The 22,081-nt window shown below is 74.1% G+C and carries 18 protein-coding genes and 1 riboswitch; of the genes, 9 read left to right on the top strand and 9 right to left on the bottom strand.

Going from position 1 to position 22,081, the window contains the following annotated elements; genetic code table 11:
- Positions 1-86: 86 nt before the first annotated feature.
- Positions 87-1,178, bottom strand: a complete 1,092-nt coding sequence (locus ACFY2K_RS10080) for a hypothetical protein (protein WP_380587949.1) — start codon at positions 1,176-1,178, stop codon at positions 87-89.
- A 209-nt stretch (positions 1,179-1,387) separates the two neighbouring features.
- Between ACFY2K_RS10080 and ACFY2K_RS10075 the strand changes: the two genes are divergently transcribed.
- Entirely contained in the window at positions 1,388-2,410 is a 1,023-nt protein-coding gene (locus tag ACFY2K_RS10075; protein ID WP_387710595.1) for an acetamidase/formamidase family protein, read from the top strand.
- Between the two features lie 21 nt (positions 2,411-2,431).
- On the opposite strand, the gene ACFY2K_RS10070 is transcribed toward ACFY2K_RS10075, so the two are convergent.
- The 4 genes from ACFY2K_RS10070 to ACFY2K_RS10055 form a co-directional block, all read right to left on the bottom strand.
- Complete coding sequence (locus tag ACFY2K_RS10070) at positions 2,432-3,337, bottom strand: M56 family metallopeptidase (protein ID WP_387710593.1); 906 nt, start codon at positions 3,335-3,337, stop codon at positions 2,432-2,434.
- Positions 3,334-3,669, bottom strand: coding sequence for a BlaI/MecI/CopY family transcriptional regulator (locus ACFY2K_RS10065; RefSeq protein WP_375884025.1), 336 nt, complete (start codon positions 3,667-3,669; stop codon positions 3,334-3,336). Before ACFY2K_RS10065 ends, ACFY2K_RS10070 begins: the two co-directional genes overlap by 4 nt.
- A 281-nt stretch (positions 3,670-3,950) precedes the next feature.
- Positions 3,951-6,692 (bottom strand): FtsX-like permease family protein, encoded by a 2,742-nt coding sequence (locus ACFY2K_RS10060; protein ID WP_387710591.1) that lies wholly within the window; start codon positions 6,690-6,692, stop codon positions 3,951-3,953.
- Positions 6,689-7,483 carry an ABC transporter ATP-binding protein gene (locus ACFY2K_RS10055; protein ID WP_387710589.1) on the bottom strand — a complete coding sequence of 265 codons (795 nt, stop codon included), beginning with the start codon at positions 7,481-7,483 and terminating at the stop codon, positions 6,689-6,691. The genes ACFY2K_RS10060 and ACFY2K_RS10055 overlap by 4 nt, the downstream gene beginning before the upstream one ends.
- 168 nt (positions 7,484-7,651) lie before the next feature.
- A riboswitch (M-box (ykoK) riboswitch) is annotated at positions 7,652-7,828 on the top strand.
- A 365-nt stretch (positions 7,829-8,193) separates the two neighbouring features.
- Between ACFY2K_RS10055 and ACFY2K_RS10050 the strand changes: the two genes are divergently transcribed.
- From ACFY2K_RS10050 to ACFY2K_RS10040, 3 genes are all read left to right on the top strand, one after another.
- Positions 8,194-9,879: an NRAMP family divalent metal transporter gene (locus ACFY2K_RS10050; RefSeq protein ID WP_387710587.1), complete on the top strand. Its 1,686-nt coding sequence runs from the start codon at positions 8,194-8,196 to the stop codon at positions 9,877-9,879.
- Between the two features lie 180 nt (positions 9,880-10,059).
- On the top strand, positions 10,060-10,794 hold the full coding sequence (locus ACFY2K_RS10045; RefSeq protein WP_375883840.1) for an MgtC/SapB family protein: 735 nt from the start codon (positions 10,060-10,062) through the stop codon (positions 10,792-10,794).
- Positions 10,795-10,870: 76 nt separating this feature from the next.
- Positions 10,871-11,548: a YoaK family protein gene (locus tag ACFY2K_RS10040; RefSeq protein WP_380639227.1), complete on the top strand. Its 678-nt coding sequence runs from the start codon at positions 10,871-10,873 to the stop codon at positions 11,546-11,548.
- Between the two features lie 148 nt (positions 11,549-11,696).
- On the opposite strand, the gene ACFY2K_RS10035 is transcribed toward ACFY2K_RS10040, so the two are convergent.
- Complete coding sequence (locus ACFY2K_RS10035) at positions 11,697-12,353, bottom strand: hypothetical protein (RefSeq protein WP_387710585.1); 657 nt, start codon at positions 12,351-12,353, stop codon at positions 11,697-11,699.
- 390 nt (positions 12,354-12,743) lie between these two features.
- On the opposite strand from ACFY2K_RS10035, the gene ACFY2K_RS10030 reads away from it, so the two are divergent.
- Genes ACFY2K_RS10030 through ACFY2K_RS10020 form a run of 3 tightly spaced genes read left to right on the top strand, consistent with a single transcriptional unit; the run spans position 12,744 to position 16,182 of the window.
- A complete protein-coding gene (locus ACFY2K_RS10030) occupies positions 12,744-13,268 on the top strand; it encodes a helix-turn-helix transcriptional regulator (protein WP_375883847.1) in 525 nt (174 codons plus the stop codon).
- Positions 13,265-13,951, top strand: coding sequence for an ABC transporter ATP-binding protein (locus ACFY2K_RS10025; RefSeq protein ID WP_387710582.1), 687 nt, complete (start codon positions 13,265-13,267; stop codon positions 13,949-13,951). The genes ACFY2K_RS10030 and ACFY2K_RS10025 overlap by 4 nt, the downstream gene beginning before the upstream one ends.
- Complete coding sequence (locus tag ACFY2K_RS10020; RefSeq protein ID WP_387710580.1) at positions 13,948-16,182, top strand: FtsX-like permease family protein; 2,235 nt, start codon at positions 13,948-13,950, stop codon at positions 16,180-16,182. Before ACFY2K_RS10025 ends, ACFY2K_RS10020 begins: the two co-directional genes overlap by 4 nt.
- 66 nt (positions 16,183-16,248) lie before the next feature.
- On the opposite strand, the gene ACFY2K_RS10015 is transcribed toward ACFY2K_RS10020, so the two are convergent.
- Positions 16,249-16,737, bottom strand: a complete 489-nt coding sequence (locus tag ACFY2K_RS10015) for an NUDIX hydrolase (RefSeq protein WP_375883855.1) — start codon at positions 16,735-16,737, stop codon at positions 16,249-16,251.
- Positions 16,738-16,819: 82 nt separating this feature from the next.
- Entirely contained in the window at positions 16,820-18,304 is a 1,485-nt protein-coding gene (locus ACFY2K_RS10010) for an SDR family NAD(P)-dependent oxidoreductase (RefSeq protein WP_375884028.1), read from the bottom strand.
- A 313-nt stretch (positions 18,305-18,617) separates the two neighbouring features.
- Between ACFY2K_RS10010 and ACFY2K_RS10005 the strand changes: the two genes are divergently transcribed.
- Positions 18,618-20,057, top strand: coding sequence for a GuaB1 family IMP dehydrogenase-related protein (locus ACFY2K_RS10005; RefSeq protein ID WP_380521440.1), 1,440 nt, complete (start codon positions 18,618-18,620; stop codon positions 20,055-20,057).
- 36 nt (positions 20,058-20,093) lie between these two features.
- On the opposite strand, the gene ACFY2K_RS10000 is transcribed toward ACFY2K_RS10005, so the two are convergent.
- Positions 20,094-20,999, bottom strand: coding sequence for a DUF5995 family protein (locus ACFY2K_RS10000; RefSeq protein WP_387710578.1), 906 nt, complete (start codon positions 20,997-20,999; stop codon positions 20,094-20,096).
- A gap of 223 nt (positions 21,000-21,222) precedes the next feature.
- Here ACFY2K_RS10000 and ACFY2K_RS09995 point away from each other — a divergent pair, with 223 nt between their 5' ends.
- Positions 21,223-22,065 carry a poly-gamma-glutamate hydrolase family protein gene (locus tag ACFY2K_RS09995; RefSeq protein WP_387710576.1) on the top strand — a complete coding sequence of 281 codons (843 nt, stop codon included), beginning with the start codon at positions 21,223-21,225 and terminating at the stop codon, positions 22,063-22,065.
- The last annotated feature ends 16 nt before the right edge of the window (positions 22,066-22,081 follow it).

Below are 22,081 nucleotides of genomic sequence, written 5' to 3'. Positions count from 1 at the left end.
TCCGCGCGCCGCACGCCTCCGGACGGGTCGCCGACGACCCGTCCGGAGGCGTTCCGGTAGCTCGTCCGGAGGCGCCCGGCGGCCCGTCAGAGGCCGAGGACCTCCAGCTGGGCGTCGGTGTCGTTGGTGCCGCCGACGTACAGGGTGTGGCCGTCGGGGCCGACGGCGAGGCCGTCGAGCGCCGACTCCTGGGGGGCGAGGGAGTCGGCGGTGTCGACGGTGGCGGTCGCGGTGTCGACGGAGATGACCGCCGTGGTGCCGGAGGAGTCCTGCTGGAGCAGGTAGAACCGGCTGCCGTCGGCGCTCAGCCGCGGCGGGACGTCGCTGCGGACGGGGACGGTGCGGATGCTCCGGAGCAGGGTGTCCGTGGCGGGGTCGATCAGGTCGAGCGTGCCGCCCGAGTTGGGGCCGGTCGCGAAGAGCCGGCCGCCGTCCCGGGTGAAGGCGAGCCCGTTGTCGCCGTTGGTGGCCGTCCCGGGCACCGTCCGGACGAAGGTCAGCGTGCCGCCGGCCGCACTCACGTGGTACAGCCCGGCGCCGCCCCCGATGTACAGGTCCCGGCCGTTCGGGTGGAGCGCCGGGGCGCCGGTGTTCAGGGCGGGCAGCCCCACGGTGGGGCCGAACTGCCGCTGCGCGGTGCCGAAGGCGAGCACCCGGGCCTGCCCGCCCTGCCGCCAGGCCGACGGGCCTTGCTGGACGAGGTACACCTCGGAGCCGTCCGGGCCGACGACGAGGCCGCTGACCAGGCCCTGGGACCAGCCCGTCGGGCGCGGCTGGTCCGGCAGCGGGACGGTGGCGAGCACGGTCGGGCCGCCGGTGGCGACGACGCTGAGTTGCAGGCCGTTCACCACGTACAGGCGCGAGCCGTCCGGGCTGAGCGCAGACTGCGGGGAGCCCTGGGCGGCGCCGAGCGGGGCCGTGCCGGTCACCTGGCCGGACCGGGTGTCCACCGCCCGCACCACGAGGTTGCCGTCGGAGTCGGTCGTGACGACGTAGGCCGTGGCGCCGTCCGGGCTGACGGAGGGCAGCGCCTGGCCCGAGCCGACGGCGACGACGCCGGGGGTGCCGGACACCGGAGCGGACGCGGCCCGGGCGCTGCCGCCGGCGAGGACGAGGGCGGTGGTGGCGGCGAGCAGAGTGACCCGGCGGAGGGCCTTCGCGCGCTGACTGGCTGACATCAAGTCCCCTTGTTCGTCCGTGTGTTGAGATGGCGAGGGGCAGGCTAGCGGACTACGGTGGACGGGTGGTGGACAGTCAGGGGGCGAATCTTCCACCTGAGCTGTGGCGCCCCGCGCCCCGCGCCCGCCCCGCGCCCCGCGCCCCGCGCCCGCCCCGCGCCCCGCGCCCGCCCCGCGCCCGCTCCGGAAACCACTCCCGAGGAGACCAAGTGAGCCTGCCCGAGACCGTCGTCCGGCTGGACCCGAACCCCGAGGACTACGCCTACACCTTCGGCGGCCGAGCCCCGCTGGTGACCGTCCGGCCCGGCACCGTCGTCGAACTGACCACCGAGGACTGCTTCGGCGGCAAGGTGCGCGGCACCGGCGACCTGCCCAGCCAGGTCTGCGTCTTCCCGTACCTCAACCCCGTCACCGGCCCGATCGCGGTGGCCGGCGCCGAACCCGGCGACCTGCTCGCGGTGCACTTCGTCGAGATCACCCCGGCCCGGGCGCACGGCGTCTCCAGCACCTTCCCGCACTTCGGCGCGCTGACCGCCACCCACAGCACGGCGATGCTGCACGCCCCGCTGGAGGAGCGGGTCTGGGTCTACGACCTGGACGTCGCGGCCGGCCTCTGCCGCTTCCGGGCCCGCGCCGGCGAGTTCACGGTCGACCTGCCGCTGGACCCGATGCACGGCACGGTCGGCGTCGCCCCCGCGGCCGGCGAGGTGCTGGCCTCGATCACCCCTGGCGCCCACGGCGGCAACCTGGACACCCCCGAGATGCGGGCCGGCACCACCGCCTACTTCGGCGTCAACGTCGAGGGCGGCCTGCTCGCCATCGGGGACGGCCACGCCCGGCAGGGCGAGGGCGAGGTGTGCGGCACGGCCGTCGAGGCGGCGATGCGCACCACCGTGATCGTCGACCTGGTCAAGGGCGGCGGCCCGGCCTGGCCCCGGCTGGAGAACGACGACTTCCTGATCAGCACCGGCTCCGCCCGCCCGTTGGAGGACGCCTTCCGGATCAGCCAGCACGACCTGGTCGGCTGGACCGGCGGACTGCTCGGACTGGACCGGCTCGACGCCTACCAGCTGGTCAGCCAGGCCGGCCTGGCCCCGGCCGCGAACGTCTGCGACACCAACTACACGATGGTCGCCAAGCTGCCGAAGCGCGTCCTGGGCCGCGCCCGCGCCTACGACGGCCTGCACGACCGGCTCCGGGGGACGGCGGCGGCGTACCTGCGGTACCGGTGAGGCGGCCGCGCGCCGCACCCCTTACGGGTGCGGTGCGCAGGCCAGCAGGTACGGCAGGGCCGGCACCGCCGGAAGCGTCAACACCCCGAGTCGCCAAGACAGTTGGCGCCGCCGACCGCTGCCGGGCCGGGCCAGCCGGCGGACCCGGGCCAGCACGCCGGTGGAGGCGACTCCCCAGGTGCCACCGGGAGTTGTCCCCGAGACCGCCAACGCGCAGAGCGCCGAGGCCAGTTCGCTCCGGGACACCTCGGCCAGCGCCGCGTCGTCGGCTGCCATCTCCAGCAGCAGCGCCACCTCCGAGCGCCCCAGCCGGGCCAGCGGCAGGGGGCCCAGCAGCAGCGCGAAGGTGTCGACGGGCAGGCGGAAGAGGTGGTGGCGGCCGCGGATGTGCCCGTGCTCGTGGGCGACGGCCGCGGCCAACTGCCGCTCGTCCAGCAGCCGCAGCGCACCGCGGGACAGCACTACCCGGGAGCGTCGGCCGGGCAGGCAGTAGATCGTCGGGTGGGTGTGCTCCAGCACCAGCGCGCCCCAGCGCCGGTCCCGTACGGCGACCACGTCCAGCACCGCCCGGTGCCGCCGCCGGGCCCGTCCGGTCCGGGCGCCGACGGCGGCCAGCAGCCCGGTGAGCAGGGCCCCGGCAGTGGCGAGCAGCCACCAGTCGTGGGTGTGCGGCAGCACCGGACCGGTCGGTTCGAGGTGCGGGAACAGGCCGATCAGCCCGGCCGGCTCGTGCGCGGCGGGCTCGAAGGCGTGGTGCGCCGCGAGCACCAGGGCGACCGTGAAGGAGGCCATCAGCGCGAGCCACAGCGCGACCCCGAGCAGGGGGCGGGTCTGGAGCCGGGCCTGGACCCGGGCCGAGCCGGCCAGTCGGCGGGGGAGCAGCACGCCGGTCGCGGCCAGGTAGAGGCCGAGCAGGGCGAGCGTCACTCGGCGTCCCGGGCCTTCACCTGTTCGAGGGCGGCGAGCAGGGCGGACGCCTCGTCCCCGCTCATCCGGTCGACGAAGTGCAGCAGGGCGCCGGCCCGGTCCGTGGTGGTCTCCAGCGCCTGGTGCATCAGCTGGGCGGTGTACGCCTCCCGGGTGCAGGTCGGCTCGTACACCCACGCGCGGCCGACCTTGTCCCGGCGCAGCCAGCCCTTGGTGTGCAGGATGTCGGCGACGGTGGTCACGGTGGTGTACGCGACCGGGCGCTGCTGCTGGAGGTCGTCGACCACCTCGCGCACCGTGGCCGGGCGCTCCCAGTCCCACAGCCGGTCCATGATCTCGGCCTCGAGATCGCCGAAACCCCGTAGCACCACCCTCGTCTCCCTCGCCGCACCGACCGCCGGCGCCCTTCGCCCGCTGGAACGCGGCCCATGCTACGGAACGCACCGGGCGCCCGCCCCCTGGTGAGGGGGGCGGGCGCCCACGGATTCCGGGCGGTGCCCGGGGGGTGCTCAGGTCGTGCTCGGCCGGTGGTCGAAAGGTGTCCGGCGTGCCCGACGCGTGCCCGAACAGAGGAGCAGAGGAGCGGTAGGGACAGGCGAGCGAGCGGGACGGCTCAGGACAGCCGCCGCCCCAGCGGCACCTTGGAGCGGGTGAACAGCGCCGCGAGCAGCCCGGCCACCACCGGCAGCACCAGGACCACCAGCAGCAGCTCCCCCCAGGGCGCGGCGAGCAGCATCCCCTTCGAACCGAACCCGCTGGCCCGGGACTTCAACAGCCCCACCGCCGGGACGAAGCCGTTCACCGCCCCGAGCAGCGCCCCGAGCAGGGCGATCAGCGCGCACTGCAGTCCCGCCATGGTCCGGCGGATCCGCGGCGGTGCGCCGACCGCGGCCAGGGTGGCCTGGTCCTGCCGGGAGTCGGCGGCCGCGAGCCCGGTGGCGATCCCGGCCGCGCCGAGCACGACCAGCCCGGCGAAGCCGCTGAGCGCGAGGGTGAGCGCGTCGCCCTTGGGCTGGTAGCCGCGCTCGACGTCCAGCTCGGCGTAGTGGTCCAGTCGGGCCGCGGCGGCCGCGGCCCGCTGCTGCGCCTTGCGGTCGGGCGGGGTGGCCGGGCGCCAGACCGCGCCCTGGGGCGCCGAGGCGAGGCCGAGCTTGGCCAGCGCGGTGGCCGGCATCAGCCCCTGGGCGTAGCGGGCGGCGTCCGGGTTGTCGACCAGCACCGCGTCCACCGGGACTTCCTGGAGGTCGGGCTTGGGGACCTGCCCGGGCTGCAGCGGGGCGCCGCCGCCTCCGCGCAGCAGCAGCACGGCCTTGCCGTCGGCGCCGATCAGCGACCGGTCGAAGACCAGCAGCTTCCCGGCGGCCAGCGCCTGTTCGGCCGTGCGGTCCCGCACGTCGAAGAGGTTGTGCAGCAGGGTGGCGTCCCCGGTGGCGAGGTGCGGGATGGCCGCGAGGTGGCGCATCTCCACCGGGCCCTTGAGGGTGACGGTGCTGGAGCAGTTGTCGCAGAACTTGTAGACGGCCTGGCCGACGTCGGCGCGCGGGCCGAGCCCGGACAGCTGCTTCTCCACCTCGGCCGGCAGCTGGGCGGCCTGCGGGCCCTCCCGGTGGCTGATCAGCTGGACGGCGCCGTACGGGGCCTCCGGCCGGTAGTCGCGCCGGTTCTCGGCGTCGGTGCTGGTGCTGTACACCCCGATCGCGACGGCCCCGGCCACGGCGGCCATCACCGCGGCGACGGCCGGTGCGGTGCGGGAGCGGTTGCGGGCGGAGTCGCGCAGCGCCAGCCGGGGGCCGAGCGGCAGCCGCCCGGCGAACCGGCCGAACAGGGCGACCAGCAGGGGGGTGCAGGCGAGCAGTCCGAGTTCGGCGAAGACCGAGCCGAGCAGCACCGTGAGGGTGCGGGCGTCGTAGGTGCTGACCACGGGCGCGCCGTGCTGGACGGCGCCCGCGCCGTACATCGCGATCGCGCCGCCGCCGAGGAGCAGCGCCACGCCGAGCACGGTGACCAGGCGGTTGGGCGCCCGGACGGTGTCCCGGCCGGTGAGGCCGGCGGTGACGCTGCGCCGGGCGGCCTGCCAGGCCGGCAGCGCGGCCGCGAGCAGGGCGGTGATCACACCGATCCCGGCGATGGCGAGCAGGTCCACCGGGGGGAGGGCGAAGTGGCCGAAGCGGGCACCGCCGACCTCCTCGATCACCGACCGCAGCGCGGCGACCAGCCCGGTGCCGACGGTCACCCCGAGGACCGCCCCGGCCAGGCCGAGCACCAGGCCGCCGCCGAGCACCACCGCGCCGATGTGGGTGCGCCGGCCGCCCGCGGCGCCGAGCAGCGCGAGCTGGCGGCGGGAGCGGCGGGCGCCGACCGCGAAGGCGGGCCCGGCGAGCAGGGCGACCTCCAGCAGCCCCATGCCGGTGACGGTGGCGACCACGACCTTGGTGCTGTTGCCGCCGGCGGGGTCGCGGTAGACGGTGGAGTCCCGGTAGTAGGGGACGGCGCCGTACGGCGGCGGGTCGAGCGCGACGGCCCGCGCGGTGAGGGTGTAGCCGTGGGCGTTGAACGACTGGACCGTGGCCCAGTCGAGGGCGGCCCCGCCCGGGAGGTGCACCAGCCAGGAGCCGCGGTTGGTGCGGCCCTGCCCGGGGGCGGGCTGTCCGGGTTCCGCCGCGGCGGCCAGCTGGTCGAGCAACTCGCCCGGGCGGGCGATGAGTTCGACCCGCTTGAGGTCGTCCGGGTGCTCCACCAGGCCGGTGATGCGGAAGGTGGTCCGCTCCAGTCCCTGGACGGTGGTGTCGCTGCCGAGCCGGAGCCCGGAGTTGTCCAGGAAGGCCTGGGTGACGGCGACTTCGTGCGGCGCGCCGGGCGTGCGGCCCTCGACCAGGTCGGCCCGGCCGCGCCAGACCGGGTCGCCCAGGTCGGCCTCGGCGGTGAGGGTGCGGACCAGGCCCTCGGGCGAGCTCGCACCGGTCTCCGGTCCGGTCCGGACGGGGGTGAGCGCGCTGCCGGGCGGCAGCAGCGAGCCGACCAGGACGGTCGGGTCGGTGCTCGCGCCCTTGAGCTGCTCGGGCGTGGGCTGTTGGCCGGGCCGCGGCTGGACGGCGAACGCGCCGTCCTCGGCGACCGGGGCCTGTTCGACGGCCTGGCCCGGGCTGAGCGCGGTGACCAGCGCGTCCGCGCCGCCCACCACCCGCTCGACCCGTTCGGCGGGGGACAGCTGGTCGCTGCGGTGGACCACGTCGGCGCCGGTGACGCCGAGCACGGGCAGGGCGATCATGGCCACGATCAGGGCGCTTCGCCCCTTGGCCCGCAGGGCGTCGCGCCGGGCCATCCGCAGCGCGACCTTCCACGCTCCGAACCTCATCGGGCCACCTCGCCGAAGGAGTTGGCGGTGGAGCCGTCGAGGGGCTGGGAGCGGTGGACGGCGGCCCGGCTGTTGCCGGAGCGGCGTCCGACGCTCTCGGAGGCGACCGAGCCGTCCCGCAGGTGGACCACCCGGTCGGCCCAACTGGCGTGCGAGGCCTCGTGGGTGACCATCATGGCGGCCGCCCCGGCGTCGCAGCGGGCGCGCAGTACGGCGAGCACGGCGTCGCCGGTGGCGGAGTCGAGCGCCCCCGTGGGTTCGTCGGCGAGGACGAGCCGGCGCTCGCCGATCAGGGCGCGGGCGATGGCGACGCGCTGCTGCTGTCCGCCGGACATGTCGTCGGGGAAGCGGTCGGCGAGCTCGCCGATGCCCAGTTCCTCCAGGGCGGCGAGGGCCTCCCGGCGGGCGGTGCGTCCGGAGACGCCGTCGAGCTCGCGCGGCAGGGCGATGTTCTCGGCGGCGGTGAGCGCCGGGATCAGGTTGTAGTCCTGGAAGACGTAGCCGACGGAGCGCCGCCGCAGGTCGGCGAGCTTGCCCCGGCCGAGGCCGCCGAGGGTGACGCCCTCGACCAGCACCTCGCCGCCGCTGGGCAGGTCCAGCCCGCCGGCCAGGGTGAGCAGGGTCGACTTGCCCGAGCCGGAGGGCCCCATCACGGCGACGAACTCGCCGGCGTGGACGGTCAGGTCGACCTCGCGCAGGGCGTGCACCTCGGCGGCGCCGCGGCCGTGCACCCGGGAGACCCCGGCCAGCTGCAGGACGGGCGCGGGTCGGCTCGGATCGATGTGGGACATGGTTCCCCCTCGTGAGCTGTTCAGCTGCATATGTCGGTGAACTATATATGCCGGTGGAGGAAGAGCAAGTCGCGGCGGATTTGGTCAAGGTTCTACAAAGCTGTCGAAGATCGGCCGAAAAGGTGACTCGGGGTCGCCGCGCCGGGTCTATGCTTTGGGAGGTTTGAAAAGGCACCTCGTTCGGTGAGGCGTCTTCACGGACACAGGCCACTGACCCGACGACGTCGAGAGACGCCCAGGTTCAGGACAGGTCTTCCCGAGTTAAGGGTTGACCCCAAGTGGCTTCCGGCCGATCCGGCTGGACACGCCGTGGAGTGCCAAAGCTCTGACGAGTTGGGGTGTACCGGTCCTCGAAGACCGGTGTGCTCCTTGCCGTGTCGTGATGCGGCGCACAGACGGTGCGCCCCCGACCGGGAGGAGGCGAGAGACATGGACTGCGATAGTCCGGGCCACAGTAGCCCCTGCCCCCGCATGCTCTCGAACACCTCCGGCACGCGGTAACAACCTTCCCTGCGCGTTCACCCGAAGCTTCGTCCTGCGCTCAACCATGCCCGGACGCAAGCCGATTGACGCGTCGTCAGCATCATCGTGCCCGCACGGCCGCCGCCGCTCAGCGTCGCCGTACGGCGTGGATGCCGTGCGCCCGCAGGGAGGTCCGCCGCTGCGTGCCCCCTGACGCCCCCTCAAGGTAGGGGGAGGGAGGCCCCGCCATGACCAACGTGATGCTGGACCCGAAGATCCCCACGGTCCCCGCCGCTCCCGCCGCCCTCGCTGCGACCGCCGCCGCCAGGTCCGCCGTCCTGGACGACGCCCATGTCGGCGACATCAAGGGTGCGCTCGGCACCATCCGGCTCGACGACACCACCCCCCGCCACGGACTCTCCGCCCGGCTCAAGACCCTGCTGGCGATCGTCGGCCCCGGCCTGATCGTGATGGTCGGCGACAACGACGCCGGCGCCTTCTCCACCTACGGCCAGGCCGGCCAGAACTACGGCACCCAGCTGCTGTGGACGCTGCTCCTGCTCGTCCCGGTGCTGTACGTCAACCAGGAGATGGTGCTGCGCCTGGGCGCGGTCACCGGTGTCGGCCACGCCCGGCTGATCCTGGAGCGCTTCGGCAAGTTCTGGGGCGCGTTCAGCGTCATCGACCTCTTCCTGCTCAACGCCCTCACCCTGGTCACCGAGTTCATCGGCGTCACCATGGCGGCCGGGTACCTGGGCCTGCCCAAGGTCCTCTCCGTGGTGCTGGCGGCGGCGATCATCATCGCCTCGGCCTTCACCGGCTCCTTCCAGCGCTTCGAGCGGGTCGCCATCACGCTCTGCGTCGGCTCGCTGCTGCTGGTGCCGATCTACTTCATGGTCCACCCGAAGACCTCGCAGATGGCCCACGACTTCGTGACGCCGCAGATGCCCGGCGGCGCCGGCCAGCTCGCGGCCGTCATGATGGTCATCATCTCGATCGTCGGCACCACCGTCGCCCCCTGGCAGCTGTTCTTCCAGCAGTCGTACGTCATCGACAAGCGGATCACCCCGCGTTTCATGAAGTACGAGAAGGTCGACCTGTGGATCGGCATCGCGATCGTGATCATCGGCGCGGCCGCGCTGATCGGCCTCACGGCGGCGGCGTTCGCGGGCACCGACGGCTTCGGCCAGTTCTCCGACACGGCCGCCGTCGCCAAGGGCATCGAGGACAAGGCCGGCCACCTGGCGGGCGTGCTGTTCGCCATCGCCCTGCTGGACGCCTCGATCATCGGCGCCTTCGCCGTCTCGCTCTCCACCGCCTACGCCATCGGCGACGTCTTCGGCATCAAGCACTCGCTGCACCGCGGGGTCAAGGGCGCCAAGGGCTTCTACGCCGTGTACGCCGGACTGGTGGCCGTCGCCGCGACGATCACCCTGCTGTCCAACGGCTACACCCAGGGCCTGATCACCCAGTTCGTCCAGGTGCTGGCCGGGGTGCTGCTGCCCTCCGCCACCGTCTTCCTGCTGCTGCTCTGCAACGACAGGGCCGTGCTCGGCCCCTGGGCCAACGGGCCCCGGACCAACGCCTTCACCTCCACGGTGGTCGGCGTGCTGGTGATGCTCTCGCTGATCCTGACCGCCTCGGTGGTCTGGCCGGACATCAGCTCGGACGCGATCCTGTGGATCATGGGCGGCTGCGGCGTGATCGGGGTCCTGGTCGCGGGCTACTTCTTCACGGCCGGTCGCACCGGCACCAAGGAGGACCCGATCGACCGCACCGGCCGGGAGGACTGGCGGATGCCCCCGCTGGAGACCCTGGGCCGGCCGGTGATGTCCACCGCCCGCAAGGTCGGCATGGGCGCCCTGCGCGCCTACCTGCTGATCGCGATGGTCATGGTCATCATCAAGGTCGTCCAGACCGCGCTCAACCACTGAGCCGCCGAGCGGAGCCCGTACGGACGGGTGGCGGGCAGCGGCTCGCCACCCGTCCGTTCCTTTGCCCGCGATCCCCCGGCCCGCGTTGCCCGTGTTCCCCGTGTTCCCCGTGTGCTCCGTACGGCCCGTACTACCCGTGTTGCCCCGTTTCCCCGTGAATCCTCTGGAGGAGGTGCCGTCGTGCACACCCTGACCACCGTCGAGTTCCTGGTCCGGCTCGCCACCGGCGTCGCCTGCGGCGCGCTGATCGGCATCGAGCGCCAGTGGCGGGCCCGGATGGCCGGCCTGCGGACCAACGCCCTGGTCGCCGCCGGTGCCACCCTGTTCGTCCTGTACAGCGAGGCAGTCGGCGACACCGGCAGCCCCACCCGGGTCGCCTCCTACGTGGTCTCCGGTATCGGCTTCCTCGGCGGTGGCGTGATCCTGCGCGACGGGGCCGGCGTCCGCGGCCTCAACACCGCCGCCACGCTGTGGTGTTCGGCCGCGGTCGGGGTGCTGGCGGCCTCCGGCAAGCTGGAGCTGGCCGCGCTCGGCACCTTCGCGGTGCTCGCCGTCCACCTGGTGCTGCGCCCGGCCGGCCGACTGCTCGACCGGTCCCCGCAGTCCGGCAGCGACCCGGACTCCACCACCCGGGCCACCGTCCACGTGGAGTGCGACCGCAAGTCCGAGACCCACATCCGGGCCCTGCTGCTCCAGGCCCTGACCGCCTCCGGCCTGGCCCCGACCGGCCTGCGCGCCCGCCGCACCGAGCAGGGCGACGCCACCAGCCTGCGGGCCACCGTGGCGATCACGGGCCAGGTGGCCCCGGCGCTGGAGCAGGTCGTCAGCCGGCTCTCGCTGGAGCCGGGCGTCCGGGACCTGCACTGGCACCTGGACGACGAGTCGGACGAACCGGGCAGCCCCGCGCTCGCCTGAGCACGCCTGAGCACGCCGGGGGAGCCGAGGTAGTAGAACGGAGGGACCGTCACGCGTACCCTCCGGAGGCCGTCCGATGCTGAGAGCCGACCCCGAGCACGGGCCGTTGGTGCCGATGCTGCTGGTGCTGACCCTCGTGACCGGGGTGGTGGACGCGGTCAGCTACCTGGAGCTCGGACACGTCTTCGTCGCCAACATGACCGGCAACGTGGTGTTCCTCGGCTTCGCCCTGGCCGGCGCCCCCGGCCTGTCCGCCACCGCCTCGCTGGCCGCCCTGGCCGCCTTCGTGCTCGGCGCCCTGGCGGGCGGCCACCTGGCCCGCCGCCTGCCCGGCCACCGGGGGCACCTGCTGACCGCCGCCGTCGCCGGCCAGGCGGTGCTCGTCGCCACGAGCACCGTCCTGGCGGCCGTGCTCGGCCACGGCTCCGAGCCCGCCCGTTACACCCTGATCGGGCTGCTCGCCCTCGCCATGGGCGGCCAGAACGCGGTGGTCCGCTCGCTCAAGGTCCCCGACCTCACCACCACCGTGCTCACCATGACCATCACCGCCCTCGCCGCGGACCGCACCGGCCCGCGCCGGCTCGCCTCGACGGTGTGGATGTTCGCCGGCGCCCTCCTCGGCGCCGTCCTGGTCCTGCACGCCGCCGTCCCGGTCGCCCTGGGCCTGGCGCTCGCCCTGCTGGTCGCGGTCGCCGCCCTCACCCACCACGCCGCCGGGCCCGTCCCGGCCCCGGCCTGGACGGCGCGCCGCTGAGGCCGCGGCAGCTCCGCCGGTCTGCCTGCCGCCGGACCGGTCCGGCCGTTCCCGTCCGGCTCCTGCTGCCCACCTCCCCGGGCGGACGGACAGACGGACGGACAGACGGACAGACAGACGGACGGTCGCGTTCGAGGCCGGGCCCCTTTCACTCCTCCCGGCGGTGCCCGGCGCGGCCGCTCCAGAGCGGCTCCAGCCGGGCCCACTCGGCGGTCCAGCCGGTCTCGGCCCGGCGGTTGAGCGCGCTCAGGCGCAGCCGCAGCGCGAAGGCGATCAGGGCGGACAGGGCGAGCAGTGCACCGGCGCCGGTGCAGGCCGCGGAGACGGCGAGGGCGGTGCGGTCGAGCGGCGGATCGGTGGCGTTGCCGGCCGGATCGACCCAGACCTGGACGACGCCGCCGACGGTGGGTGGGCCGGAGGCCTCGACGGTGCCGGTGTGCGGGGTGGCCCCGGGGTAGGTCCAGGCGGCCTCGACCTCGATCCGGTTGCCGTAGCCGCCGGAGAACCGGCTGGTGGGAGCCGTGCCGTGGTTGGGTTCGGCGGTCACCACGGCGTCGATCCGGTGCAGCCGGGTCAGGTCGGTGTCGGCCTGCGGGGCGGTGGCGCGGAAGAGCAGCAGTGCGCCGCCGACGGAGAGGGCGGTGGCCAGCAGCCCGCCGACGACGGTGAGCAGCCAGGCGCGGGCGCGGGACCGGTCGAGCGGGCGGGCCAACGGTTCGTGCCGGGCACCGAAGGCCCGCCGCAGCTGACGGCCGGTTCGCTGCGGGAGCGACGCCGACCTGGCCGGGCGGGGTGTGCTGGACACGCGGGATCTCCTCAAGGACGCGGGCGCGTACGGGGTTTCGTTACCCAATCTCCACCCGACCGCCCCCCTCGCACAAGACCGGGGTTCGCTCCTGGTGCCGGCCGTCCCGGTTCGACCCGATTCGCCCTGGCCGGGCCCGGTCCACCCGGGACGTTCGGCCCTCGGCAGCGACCGCCGGGCCGGGCAGGCTGGAGTCCGGCCGCGCCCTCCGTGCCTGGGTGCGGCCCCGGTCCGGTGACCGTGGGGGTGCCGGGCCGTGGTGCGGCGCAGGGGGCGGTCGTGGGGCCGCCTCCTGCCCGCCCCTGTCGAGGAGTTGACGTTCCACCAGGTCAGCGGCTTGTTCTCGCCGGATATACACTCGGTGTATATCCGGGGTGTATGGTCCTCCGCATGAGTGTTCCTTTGACCCTCCTCGGCCTGCTGGAGCGGGAGCCGAGCCACGGCTACGACCTCAAGCGCGACTACGACTCCTTCTTCGGCCGGGGCAAGCCCCTCCCGTACGGCCAGGTCTACGCGACCCTCGGCCGACTGGCCCGCGACGGCAAGGTGATGGCCGGTGAGGCCGAGCCGGGCGACGGGCCCGAGCGCAAGCGCTACGTCATCACCGAGACCGGGGCGACCGAGTTCGAGACCTGGCTCCAGGAGCCGGTCGCCCCCGAACCCACCCTGCAGTCCGTGCTGTTCACCAAGGTGGTGCTGGCCCTGCTGCTCGGCCGCGACGCCGAGCTGTACCTGGACACCCAGCGCAGCGCCCACCTGCGCCGGATGCGCGAACTCACCGAACTGCGCCGCACCGGCGCCCTGGTGGACGCCCTGCTCGCCGACCACGGCCTGTTCCACCTGGAGGCCGACCTGCGCTGGATCGACCTCACCGCCGCCCGGCTGGACGCGCTCGCCGCGGAGGTGCGCGGATGACCGCGGTCATCGAGGCCCGCGACCTCGCCCTCGCCTTCGGTGAGACGCCCGCCCTGCGCGGGGCGAGCCTGTCCGTCGGGGCCGGCGAGGTGCTCGCCGTCATGGGCCCCAGCGGCTCGGGCAAGTCGACGTTACTCCACTGCCTGGCCGGCATCCTGGTGCCCGACGCCGGCGAGGTGCTGTTCGAGGGGCAGCGCCTGGACCGCATGAACGAGGCACAGCGCAGTGCCCTGCGCCGCGACACCTTCGGCTTCGTCTTCCAGTTCGGCCAGCTGGTACCGGAGTTGACGGCCGAGGAGAACGTGGCCCTGCCGCTGCTGCTGAACGGCGTCCGCCGGGGCGCGGCGCTGGCCCAGGCCCGCCCCTGGTTCGCCCGGCTCGGCCTGGACGGCCTGGAGCAGCGCCGCTCCGGTGAGCTCTCCGGCGGCCAGGCCCAACGCGCGGCGCTGGCCCGGGGGTTGGTGGCCCGACCGCGGGTGCTGTTCGCCGACGAGCCGACCGGCGCGCTGGACTCGCTGACCGGCGAGCAGGTGATGGAACTGATGGTCGGCGCGGCCCGCGAGCAGGGCACCACCGTCATCCTGGTCACCCACGAACCGCGGGTCGCCGCCTACGCCGACCGCGAGGCGATCGTCCGCGACGGCCAGGCCCGTACGCTCTCCGCCGGGCCGGTGGCCCCGTGATCCGCTTCGCGCTCCGACTGGCCGTCAGCGGCGGCCGGGAGGCCGTGGCCCGGCTGCTGATGATCGCGGCGGCGGTGGCGATCGGGGTCGGGCTGCTGCTGTCGGTGCTCTCCAGCATCAACGCGATCGACCGCACCAACGCCCGGCAGACCTGGATGAACACGGGTGCCAAGGGGGCGACCGCGGCGGCCCCGGCGGACCCGCTCTGGTGGCACGCGCGGATGGACTACTACCGGGGGGCGAGCGTCTTCCGGGCCGAACTCGCCCCGACCGGTCCCCACCCGCCGCTGGTGCCCGGACTGAGCCGGCTTCCCGCGCCGGGCGAGTACTACGCCTCCCCGGCGCTCGCGAAGCTGCTGCGCGAGACCCCGGCCGTCGAACTGGGCGACCGCTTCCCGGGCCGCCAGGTCGGCACCCTCGGCGAGGACGCGCTGCCCTCCCCGGACACCCTCGCGGTGGTCATCGGCCGCACCGCCGACGAGGTCCGGGCGATGCCCCGGGCCACCACCGTCACCAGCATCGCCACCACACTGCCCACCGACTGCGAGTACGACTGCTACGGCGCGGGCGTGCACGGCGACGCACTCGTCCTGGTGCTCACCGTGGTGGCCGCCGCGCTGATCTTCCCGGTGCTGATCTTCATCGGTACCGCCACCCGGCTGTCCGCCGCCACCCGGGAGCAGCGCTACGCCGCGATGCGGCTGGTGGGGGCCACGCCGGGCCAGGTGTCGGTGATCTCGGCGGTGGAGTCCGCGGTGGCGGCGGCGGCCGGTACGGTGCTCGGCTTCGGCCTGTACTTCGCGTTGAAGCCGCTGGTGGCCGACGTGCCGTTCACCGGTGACCGGTTCTTCGCCGCCGATCTCTCCCTGAGCCTGCCGCAGGCCGTCGGTGCGGCGGTGGGTGTGCCGCTGGCGGCCGCGCTCGCCGCCCGGTTCGCCCTGCGCCGGGTCACCGTCTCGCCGCTCGGGGTCTCCCGCCGGGTCACCCCGAAGCCGCCGAGCCCTTGGCGGCTGGCACCGCTGGTGGCCGGTCTCGCCGAGCTGGGGTACTTCGTCGGCGACCATCCGAAGACCACCGACGGCCAGTCGCTGGCGTACCTGAGCGGCTTCGTCCTGGTCATGCTCGGCCTGGTGATCGCCGGTCCCTGGCTCACCATGGCGACCGCCCGGGCGGTGGCCCGGCGGACGGGTCGGCCCGCCTCGCTGATCGCGATGCGCCGTCTGTCGGACGACCCGAGGGCGGGCTTCCGCTCGGTCGCCGGCCTGGTGCTGGCGCTGTTCGTGACCACCGCGACCCTGGGCATCATGAGCACCATCAACGTGAACCGGGGCTCGCTCGACGGCGCTCCCGAGGTCCGCAAGGCGGTCGTGGCCACCCCGCTGCTCGGCCCGGAGCGATCCGCCGCGCTCCCCTCGGTGCCCGACGGGGTGCTCGCGCGGGCCCGGGCCGTCCCGGGCTTCGAGGGGATGGCACTGCTGCACGACAACCCCGCCGGGATCGGAGCGTCGCAGTACGGCCGGGAACGGATCGTGCCCGTCCTGGTCCGCTGCTCGGAACTGGCGCAGATCCCCGCCGTCGGCCACTGCGCCCCCGGGGCCGTGGTCGCGGCCGTCGACCGGAACGGCGTCCTGGACCTCCAGGCGCACCCGGAGAAGGAGTGGCCGGCGGCGCCGCTCTCCGCCGAGGAGGCCGCCGCCCTCCCGGTGTTCATCGTCTACGCGACCACCGACGACTCCCCGGCGGCCAAGGAGCAGCTGCGGACCCTGTTCACCGAGGCGTTCCCGGCGTACGTGACCAGGATGGCCGACGACTTCTCCGCCGAAGGGCAGAAGAAGCTCCAGGGCTGGCGGCAGCTGGCGAACGTGGTGCTGCTGACCACCCTGCCGGTCGCCGGGTGCAGCCTCGCGGTGAGCGTGGTCGCCGGACTGTCCGACCGCAGAAGGCCGTTCGCGATGCTCCGGCTGAGCGGCGCGCCGCTGCGGCTGCTGCGCCGGGTGGTCGGACTGGAGAGCGCGCTGCCGCTGCTGGTGGTCTCGGCGCTCGCGATCGGGACGGGCTTCGCGGCGGCGGCGATGTTCCTCAAGTCCCAGATGGACTACGCCCTGGTCTCGCCGGGCCTGACGTACTACGGACTGACCGGCTTCGGCCTGGCCGCCTCGCTGGGCATCATCGCCTCGACCCTGCCGCTGCTGCGGCGGATCACCGGACCGGAGGCCGCCCGCAACGGCTGAGCGCCGTCGGCGAGTTGACCATCCCGCCGGTGGCCCTTCTGCCCGGTTGCCCCGTCGTCCGCGCTCTCAGCGGGCGACGGGGTAGCCGTGCGTCGCGGCCCGCACCGCCGGGGCGTACCGCGGCAGCCAGCTGCCGAGCACCAGCGCGGACGGGTAGAACATCGGCTCCGGCAGCGCGTCCACCGGGAAGCGCTCCCACCCGGCGCACGCGTGCGGCTCGGTGACCACGGCCTCGGCCAGGCTCGGCGGCGCCAGCACGGCGGCGGTCAGCCGGGGCCGGCCGAGCTCGTGGTCCAGGTGCACGGCGAGCACCCGCATGTGCTCGGCCGGCAGCACGATCCCGGTCTCCTCGGCCAGTTCGCGGGCCGCGGTCCGCTCGAAGGACTCGCCCGGGTCGACCTTGCCGCCGGGCAGGCTCCAGGTCGGCGGCTCACCGGCCGTGGTGCGGCGGCCGATCAGCACCCGGCCGTCGCCGGTGGGCACGATGACCCCGGCGCCCAGCATCGGTGCGACGGGTCCGGTGGGTACGACGGGTCCGGTGGGTGCGGTGGTCAACTCGCGTCCTCCCTCGTGGTGCCTGCCGATGTCGGGCCTGCCGATGTCGGGCCTGCCGTCGTGGTGCCCACCCGTGCGGGGCCTACCAGTTGCCGCGCTCGTAGTCCTTGAGGAAGCAGCCGTACAGGTCCTCGCCGGCCTCGCCGCGCACGATCGGGTCGTACACCCGGGCCGCGCCGTCGACCAGGTCGAGCGGGGCGTGGAAGCCCTCGTCCGCGAGGCGCATCTTGTCCGGGTGCGGCCGCTCGTCGGTGATCCAGCCGGTGTCGACGGCGGTCATCAGGATGCCGTCGGACTCGAACATCTCCTGGGCGCTGGTGCGGGTCAGCATGTTCAGCGCGGCCTTGGCCATGTTGGTGTGCGGGTGGCCGGCGCCCTTGTAGCCGCGCTGGAACACGCCCTCCATGGCGGAGACGTTGACCACGTACTTGCGGCGGGACGCGGAGGCGGCCATCGCCGGGCGCAGTCGGCTGATCAGGATGAACGGCGCGGTGGAGTTGCAGAGCTGGACCTCCAGCAGCTCGACCGGGCCCACCTCGCTGACGGTCTGCACCCAGCTGTTGGTGGGCGCGAGGTCGGGCACCAGGCCGCCGGCGTCGATCGCCGTTCCGGCCTCGATCCGGGCCGGGGTGGCGGAGCCGGTGACCAGCGCGAGCGAGGTGACGTCCTCGGCGGCCAGCCGCTGCTCGCCGCCGCCCGCCTGCTGGGGGAGGGCGGGCAGGTCGACGCTGCCGCTGTTGAAGCGGCCGATCGTGGTGGCCTGCGGCAGTGCGCCGGCGGGCAGCGGCGCGGACTCGGCGTTGACCAGCTCGCGGTAGGACTCCGGCGGGCGGCGGACGGTCTGCGCGGCGTTGTTGATCAGGATGTCCAGCGGGCCGTCGGCGGCGACCTCGTCGGCCAGGGCCATCACCTGGGCGGGGTCGCGCAGGTCGATGCCGATGATCTTGAGCCGGTGGATCCAGTCGGCGCTGTCCGGCATCGCCGTGAAGCGGCGGATCGCGTCGTTGGGGAAGCGGGTGGTGATGGTGGTGTGGGCGCCGTCGCGCAGCAGCATCAGCGCGATGTACATCCCGATCTTGGCCCGGCCGCCGGTGAGCAGCGCGCGCTTGCCGGTGAGGTCGGCCCGGGCGTCCCGGCGGGACCGGTTCAGGAGGGCGCACTTCTGGCACAGGTTGTGGTAGAACGCGTCGACCTCGACGTACCGGGTCTTGCAGGTGTAGCAGGAGCGCGGGCGCTCCAGGATGCCGGCGATCTCGGTCGTGGTGACGGTGGTCAGGCCGAAGGCGCCGGCCGTCTCGTCGTCGATCCGGGTCGGCGCACCGGTGGCGGTGCGGGCGGTGACCTCGCGGTCGTTGGCCGTCTTGCGGGCCCGGGTCTCCTGGCGGCGGCGCTGCTTGAGCGTCCGGAATATGCCGCCGACGGCCTGGCGCACGGTGATCGCGTCCGGGTGGTCGACGTGCAGCTCGTCGAGCTCGGCGAGCACCTCCAGGCAGAGCCGCAGCCGCTCCGGGGCGAGGCCCGGACCGTAGTCGATCTCCTCCTCGCCTTGACCCTGCTCGATGTCCATCTGCTCGATGCTCACGCCCGCTGCTTTCCCGATCGCCCCGCCGTTACCGCCTGAATGCTACGGGAGTGGCCCCGGCCGGGGCGAAAGCCGGAAGCGGGAGCCCGGCCCCGCCGGGCTTTGGAGGATCGCACATGTCTACGCGCGGAGCATTGATCATGCTTTGTGTGCACACCCAGCAATGGTGGTCGAACTGGCTTTTGTCCCCACCCTCACGGAGAATCGAATGCTGGGTGCCGGGCGCCCGAGTGCGCCCCGGCGGCATCGCCGCAACCGCACCCGAGGTGTACCTTCCCCCAGCCGGAGAGCCCCCTTCATGCGCTTCCTGAACGACCTCAAGCCCTCGTACGACCTGACGTACGACGACGTCTTCATGGTCCCCAGCCGTTCCTCCGTGGGCTCCCGGCAGGCCGTCGACCTCTCCTCGAACGACGGCACCGGCACCACCATCCCGCTGGTCGTCGCCAACATGACCGCCATCGCCGGCCGCCGGATGGCCGAGACCGTCGCCCGCCGCGGCGGCCTGGTCGCCATCCCCCAGGACATCCCCACCGAGGTCATCGCCGAGGTCATCTCCTGGGTCAAGCAGCGCCACCTGGTGGTCGACACCGCGATCACCCTCGCGCCCGGCGCCACCGTCGCCGAGGCCCTCTCGCTGCTGCCCAAGCGCGCCCACGGCGCCCTCGTGGTGGTCGAGGACGGCAAGCCGGTCGGCGTGGTCACCGACTCCGACTGCCAGGGCGTCGACCGCTTCACCAGCCTCGCCGACGTGATGTCCCGCGACCTGCTGCTGCTCGACGAGGGCCTCGACCCGCGCACCGCCTTCGACAAGCTCACCGAGGCGCACCGCAAGCTCGCCCCCGTCGTCGACGGCGAGGGCAAGCTGGTCGGCCTGCTGACCCGCAGGAACGCGCTGCGCGCCACCCTGTACACCCCGGCCGTCGACGCGAACGGCAAGCTGCGGATCGCCGCCACCGTCGGCATCAACGGCGACGTCGCGGGCAAGGCCAAGGCGCTCATCGACGCCGGCGCCGACGTGCTCGTCGTCGACACCGCGCACGGCCACCAGGAGAGCATGATCAGCGCGCTGCGCGCCGTGCGCGGCCTGGACCCGCAGATCCCGATCGTGGCCGGCAACGTGGTCTCCGCCGCCGGTGTCCGCGACCTGGTCGAGGCGGGCGCGGACATCCTCAAGGTCGGTGTCGGCCCCGGCGCGATGTGCACCACCCGGATGATGACCGGCGTCGGCCGGCCGCAGTTCTCCGCCGTCCTGGAGTGCGCCGCCGAGGCCCGCCGGCTCGGCAAGCACGTCTGGGCCGACGGCGGTGTGCGCCACCCGCGCGACGTCGCCATGGCGCTGGCCGCCGGCGCCTCCAACGTGATGATCGGCTCCTGGTTCGCCGGGACCTACGAGTCCCCGGGCGACCTCCAGACCGCCGCCGACGGCCGCCAGTACAAGGAGAGCTTCGGCATGGCCTCGGCCCGCGCGGTCAGCAACCGCACCGCCCAGGACTCCTCCTACGACCGGGCCCGCAAGGCGCTGTTCGAGGAGGGCATCTCGCACTCCCGGATGTTCCTCGACCCGGCCCGCCCGGGCGTCGAGGACCTGATCGACTCGATCGTGGCCGGCGTGCGCAGCTCCTGCACCTACGCGGGCGCCAACACCCTGGAGGAGTTCCACGAGAAGGCGATCGTGGGCATCCAGAGCGCGGCCGGCTACGCCGAGGGCAAGCCGCTGCACTCCAGCTGGGCCTGATCCGGCTGCCCGGTCTCGCCCGGCTGCCCGGCCTGGTCAGCCTGCGGCGCCCGCTGGGCTGATCGGCCCGGCGGGTTCGCCGAGCCGGTTGGGCCCGTCCGCGTCCGTACCGTCGGCCGTCCGGTTCCTCGCTTCGGGGAGCCGGGCGGCCGCGGCCGTTCCGGGGCCCGCCCCGCCCTCGTGCCGCTCGGCGTCCGCTGCGAGCGCGGTGCGTCCGGCACGGTCGTGGGCGCTGCGGTCGCCGTGGTCGCCGTAATCGCCGTACGGCACCAGCGGGAGCAGCAGCGCGTGGCCGAGCAGCCCGACGGAGCCGTCCAGCATGGTGGCGAAGGCCTGGGCGGCGGTCGGGAGCCCGCGCAGTTCCCAGAGCGCCTGGACGGCGGACCAGGCCCCTTCCCGGGCGGCCTCGACCGACCAGGCGCCGAGCAGGTGGGTGAGCGGTTCGGTGCACCCGGGCAGCTCGGACCCGGGCAGCAGCTGCTCCCGGACCACCGCCTCCACCTCGGCCAGCACCCCGTTGATCCGGTGGTAGTCCTGCTCGACCCTGGCCGGTGCGCAGTCCCGGCGGCGGCACAGCTCCACCACCGCGAGCGGCAGGTCGTGCTGGATGTGGGCGTTCATCCCGGCCAGCGCGAACTGCAGCGGGTGCACGCCCGGGTGGGCGCGCAGCGCGAACAGCGGCCGCCAGCAGGCGGGCGGCTCCTGCCCGGCCGCGTCGGCGGCCACGGCCAGCAGGTACCGCCCGGCGAACAGCGCGTCCAGCTCGGCCACCGCGGGCGGGTCGGTGAAGTACCCGTCCGCCAGCCGGTCGCGGACCGCCTCCGTGACGGTGAGGTAGAGGCGGTTGAACACCGCCACCCCGTCCGCCAGGGGCAGGGCCGCCGCGATCTCCCGCAGCCGTCCGGCCACCTCCTCGACCGACGCCGGCGTGCGGGCCGCCATCGTGGCCGCCGTTGCTGCAGAGCCTGTTGCGGTACCGGGCATGTGCCACCCTCTGATGCCGATCGTGCACTGATCGCATCATCGTGACAGCGTGGAGGTAGGCCCGGTGGTCGCGGCGCGCGTCCGCGGAGCCCGTGTCACACGTTCAGGCCGCCCCCGCCGCAATCGGGTGCAGACTTGATCGTTGCTTTGCGTCGACTTTACCGATGCCCCACCTCCTGTCATGATCCCGAACGTGATCAACCGTCGTACCCTGATCGCCGCGCTCGCCGCGGCCCCGGCCCTCAGCACCCTCGGCGCCGCCGTGGGCAGCACCCCCGCGAGCGCCGCCGACCAGTACCCCTCCAACACCGCGCTGTACGCCGACCCCAGCCTGGTCGAGGGCGTCGACTACGGCCGCCGCTACCGCCGGCACCTGATCGACGACCAGAGCCCGCAGGGCCGTCCGGCCTTCATCCGGACCACCGTCGTCGCCCCGCACGGCGGCGGCATCGAGGGCGGCACCTCCGAGCTGTGCCTGGCCGTCGCCGGCTACCACCCCGCCGACCTCGCCCCGATCCCGGCCGCCGGGCCGGTCCACGACTTCTGGATGTTCGAGGGCCTGCGCCCCTCCAACAACAGCGCGCTGCACGTCACCTCGACCCACTGCGACGACACCGTGGTCCGGGCGATGTGCTCCGGCAGCCTCAACGTGCTCTCGCTGCACGGCTGCACCACCGGCCAGGCAGGTCTGGAGGCGGGTGCCCGGGCCGTGCTGGTCGGCGGGCTGAACTCCACCTTCCGCCAGTACCTGATGGAGGAGTTCGGCGCAGCGGGCATCCGCGCCGTCACCGCCTCGGGCGAGGAGGAGATCGCCGGCGTCTCCCCGGAGAACATCTGCAACCGCAGCATGCTCGGCGCGGGCGCCCAGCTGGAGCTGACCACCGAGCTGCGGGTCGCGATGTTCGCCCCCGGCAAGAACACCCGGGCCGACCGGGCGGCCAACACGCTGCCCCTGTTCTGGAGCTTCGCGACGGCCGTCCGGACCGCGATCCAGCGCCTGGAGGCGACCCAGCCCATCCTCTGAGCGGACACGGGGCCGG

The organism is Kitasatospora sp. NPDC001309, from assembly GCF_042896295.1.
GTDB lineage: Bacteria > Actinomycetota > Actinomycetes > Streptomycetales > Streptomycetaceae > Kitasatospora.
The sequence above is the reverse complement of the archived record's forward strand: the minus strand, read 5'-3'. Positions and strand labels throughout refer to the sequence as shown.

Coding starts and splice junctions, on each gene's coding strand:
- ACFY2K_RS10060 (WP_387710591.1), bottom strand. CDS start 6,692: ATGAGGTTCGGAGCGTGGAAGGTCGCGCTGCGGATGGCCCGGCGCGAC.
- ACFY2K_RS10025 (WP_387710582.1), top strand. CDS start 13,265: ATGACCGCGGTCATCGAGGCCCGCGACCTCGCCCTCGCCTTCGGTGAG.
- ACFY2K_RS10005 (WP_380521440.1), top strand. CDS start 18,618: ATGCGCTTCCTGAACGACCTCAAGCCCTCGTACGACCTGACGTACGAC.
- ACFY2K_RS10055 (WP_387710589.1), bottom strand. CDS start 7,483: ATGTCCCACATCGATCCGAGCCGACCCGCGCCCGTCCTGCAGCTGGCC.
- ACFY2K_RS10010 (WP_375884028.1), bottom strand. CDS start 18,304: ATGGACATCGAGCAGGGTCAAGGCGAGGAGGAGATCGACTACGGTCCG.
- ACFY2K_RS10030 (WP_375883847.1), top strand. CDS start 12,744: ATGAGTGTTCCTTTGACCCTCCTCGGCCTGCTGGAGCGGGAGCCGAGC.
- ACFY2K_RS10050 (WP_387710587.1), top strand. CDS start 8,194: ATGACCAACGTGATGCTGGACCCGAAGATCCCCACGGTCCCCGCCGCT.
- ACFY2K_RS09995 (WP_387710576.1), top strand. CDS start 21,223: ATGATCCCGAACGTGATCAACCGTCGTACCCTGATCGCCGCGCTCGCC.
- ACFY2K_RS10080 (WP_380587949.1), bottom strand. CDS start 1,178: ATGTCAGCCAGTCAGCGCGCGAAGGCCCTCCGCCGGGTCACTCTGCTC.
- ACFY2K_RS10065 (WP_375884025.1), bottom strand. CDS start 3,669: ATGGACCGGCTGTGGGACTGGGAGCGCCCGGCCACGGTGCGCGAGGTG.
- ACFY2K_RS10000 (WP_387710578.1), bottom strand. CDS start 20,999: ATGGCGGCCCGCACGCCGGCGTCGGTCGAGGAGGTGGCCGGACGGCTG.
- ACFY2K_RS10040 (WP_380639227.1), top strand. CDS start 10,871: ATGCTGAGAGCCGACCCCGAGCACGGGCCGTTGGTGCCGATGCTGCTG.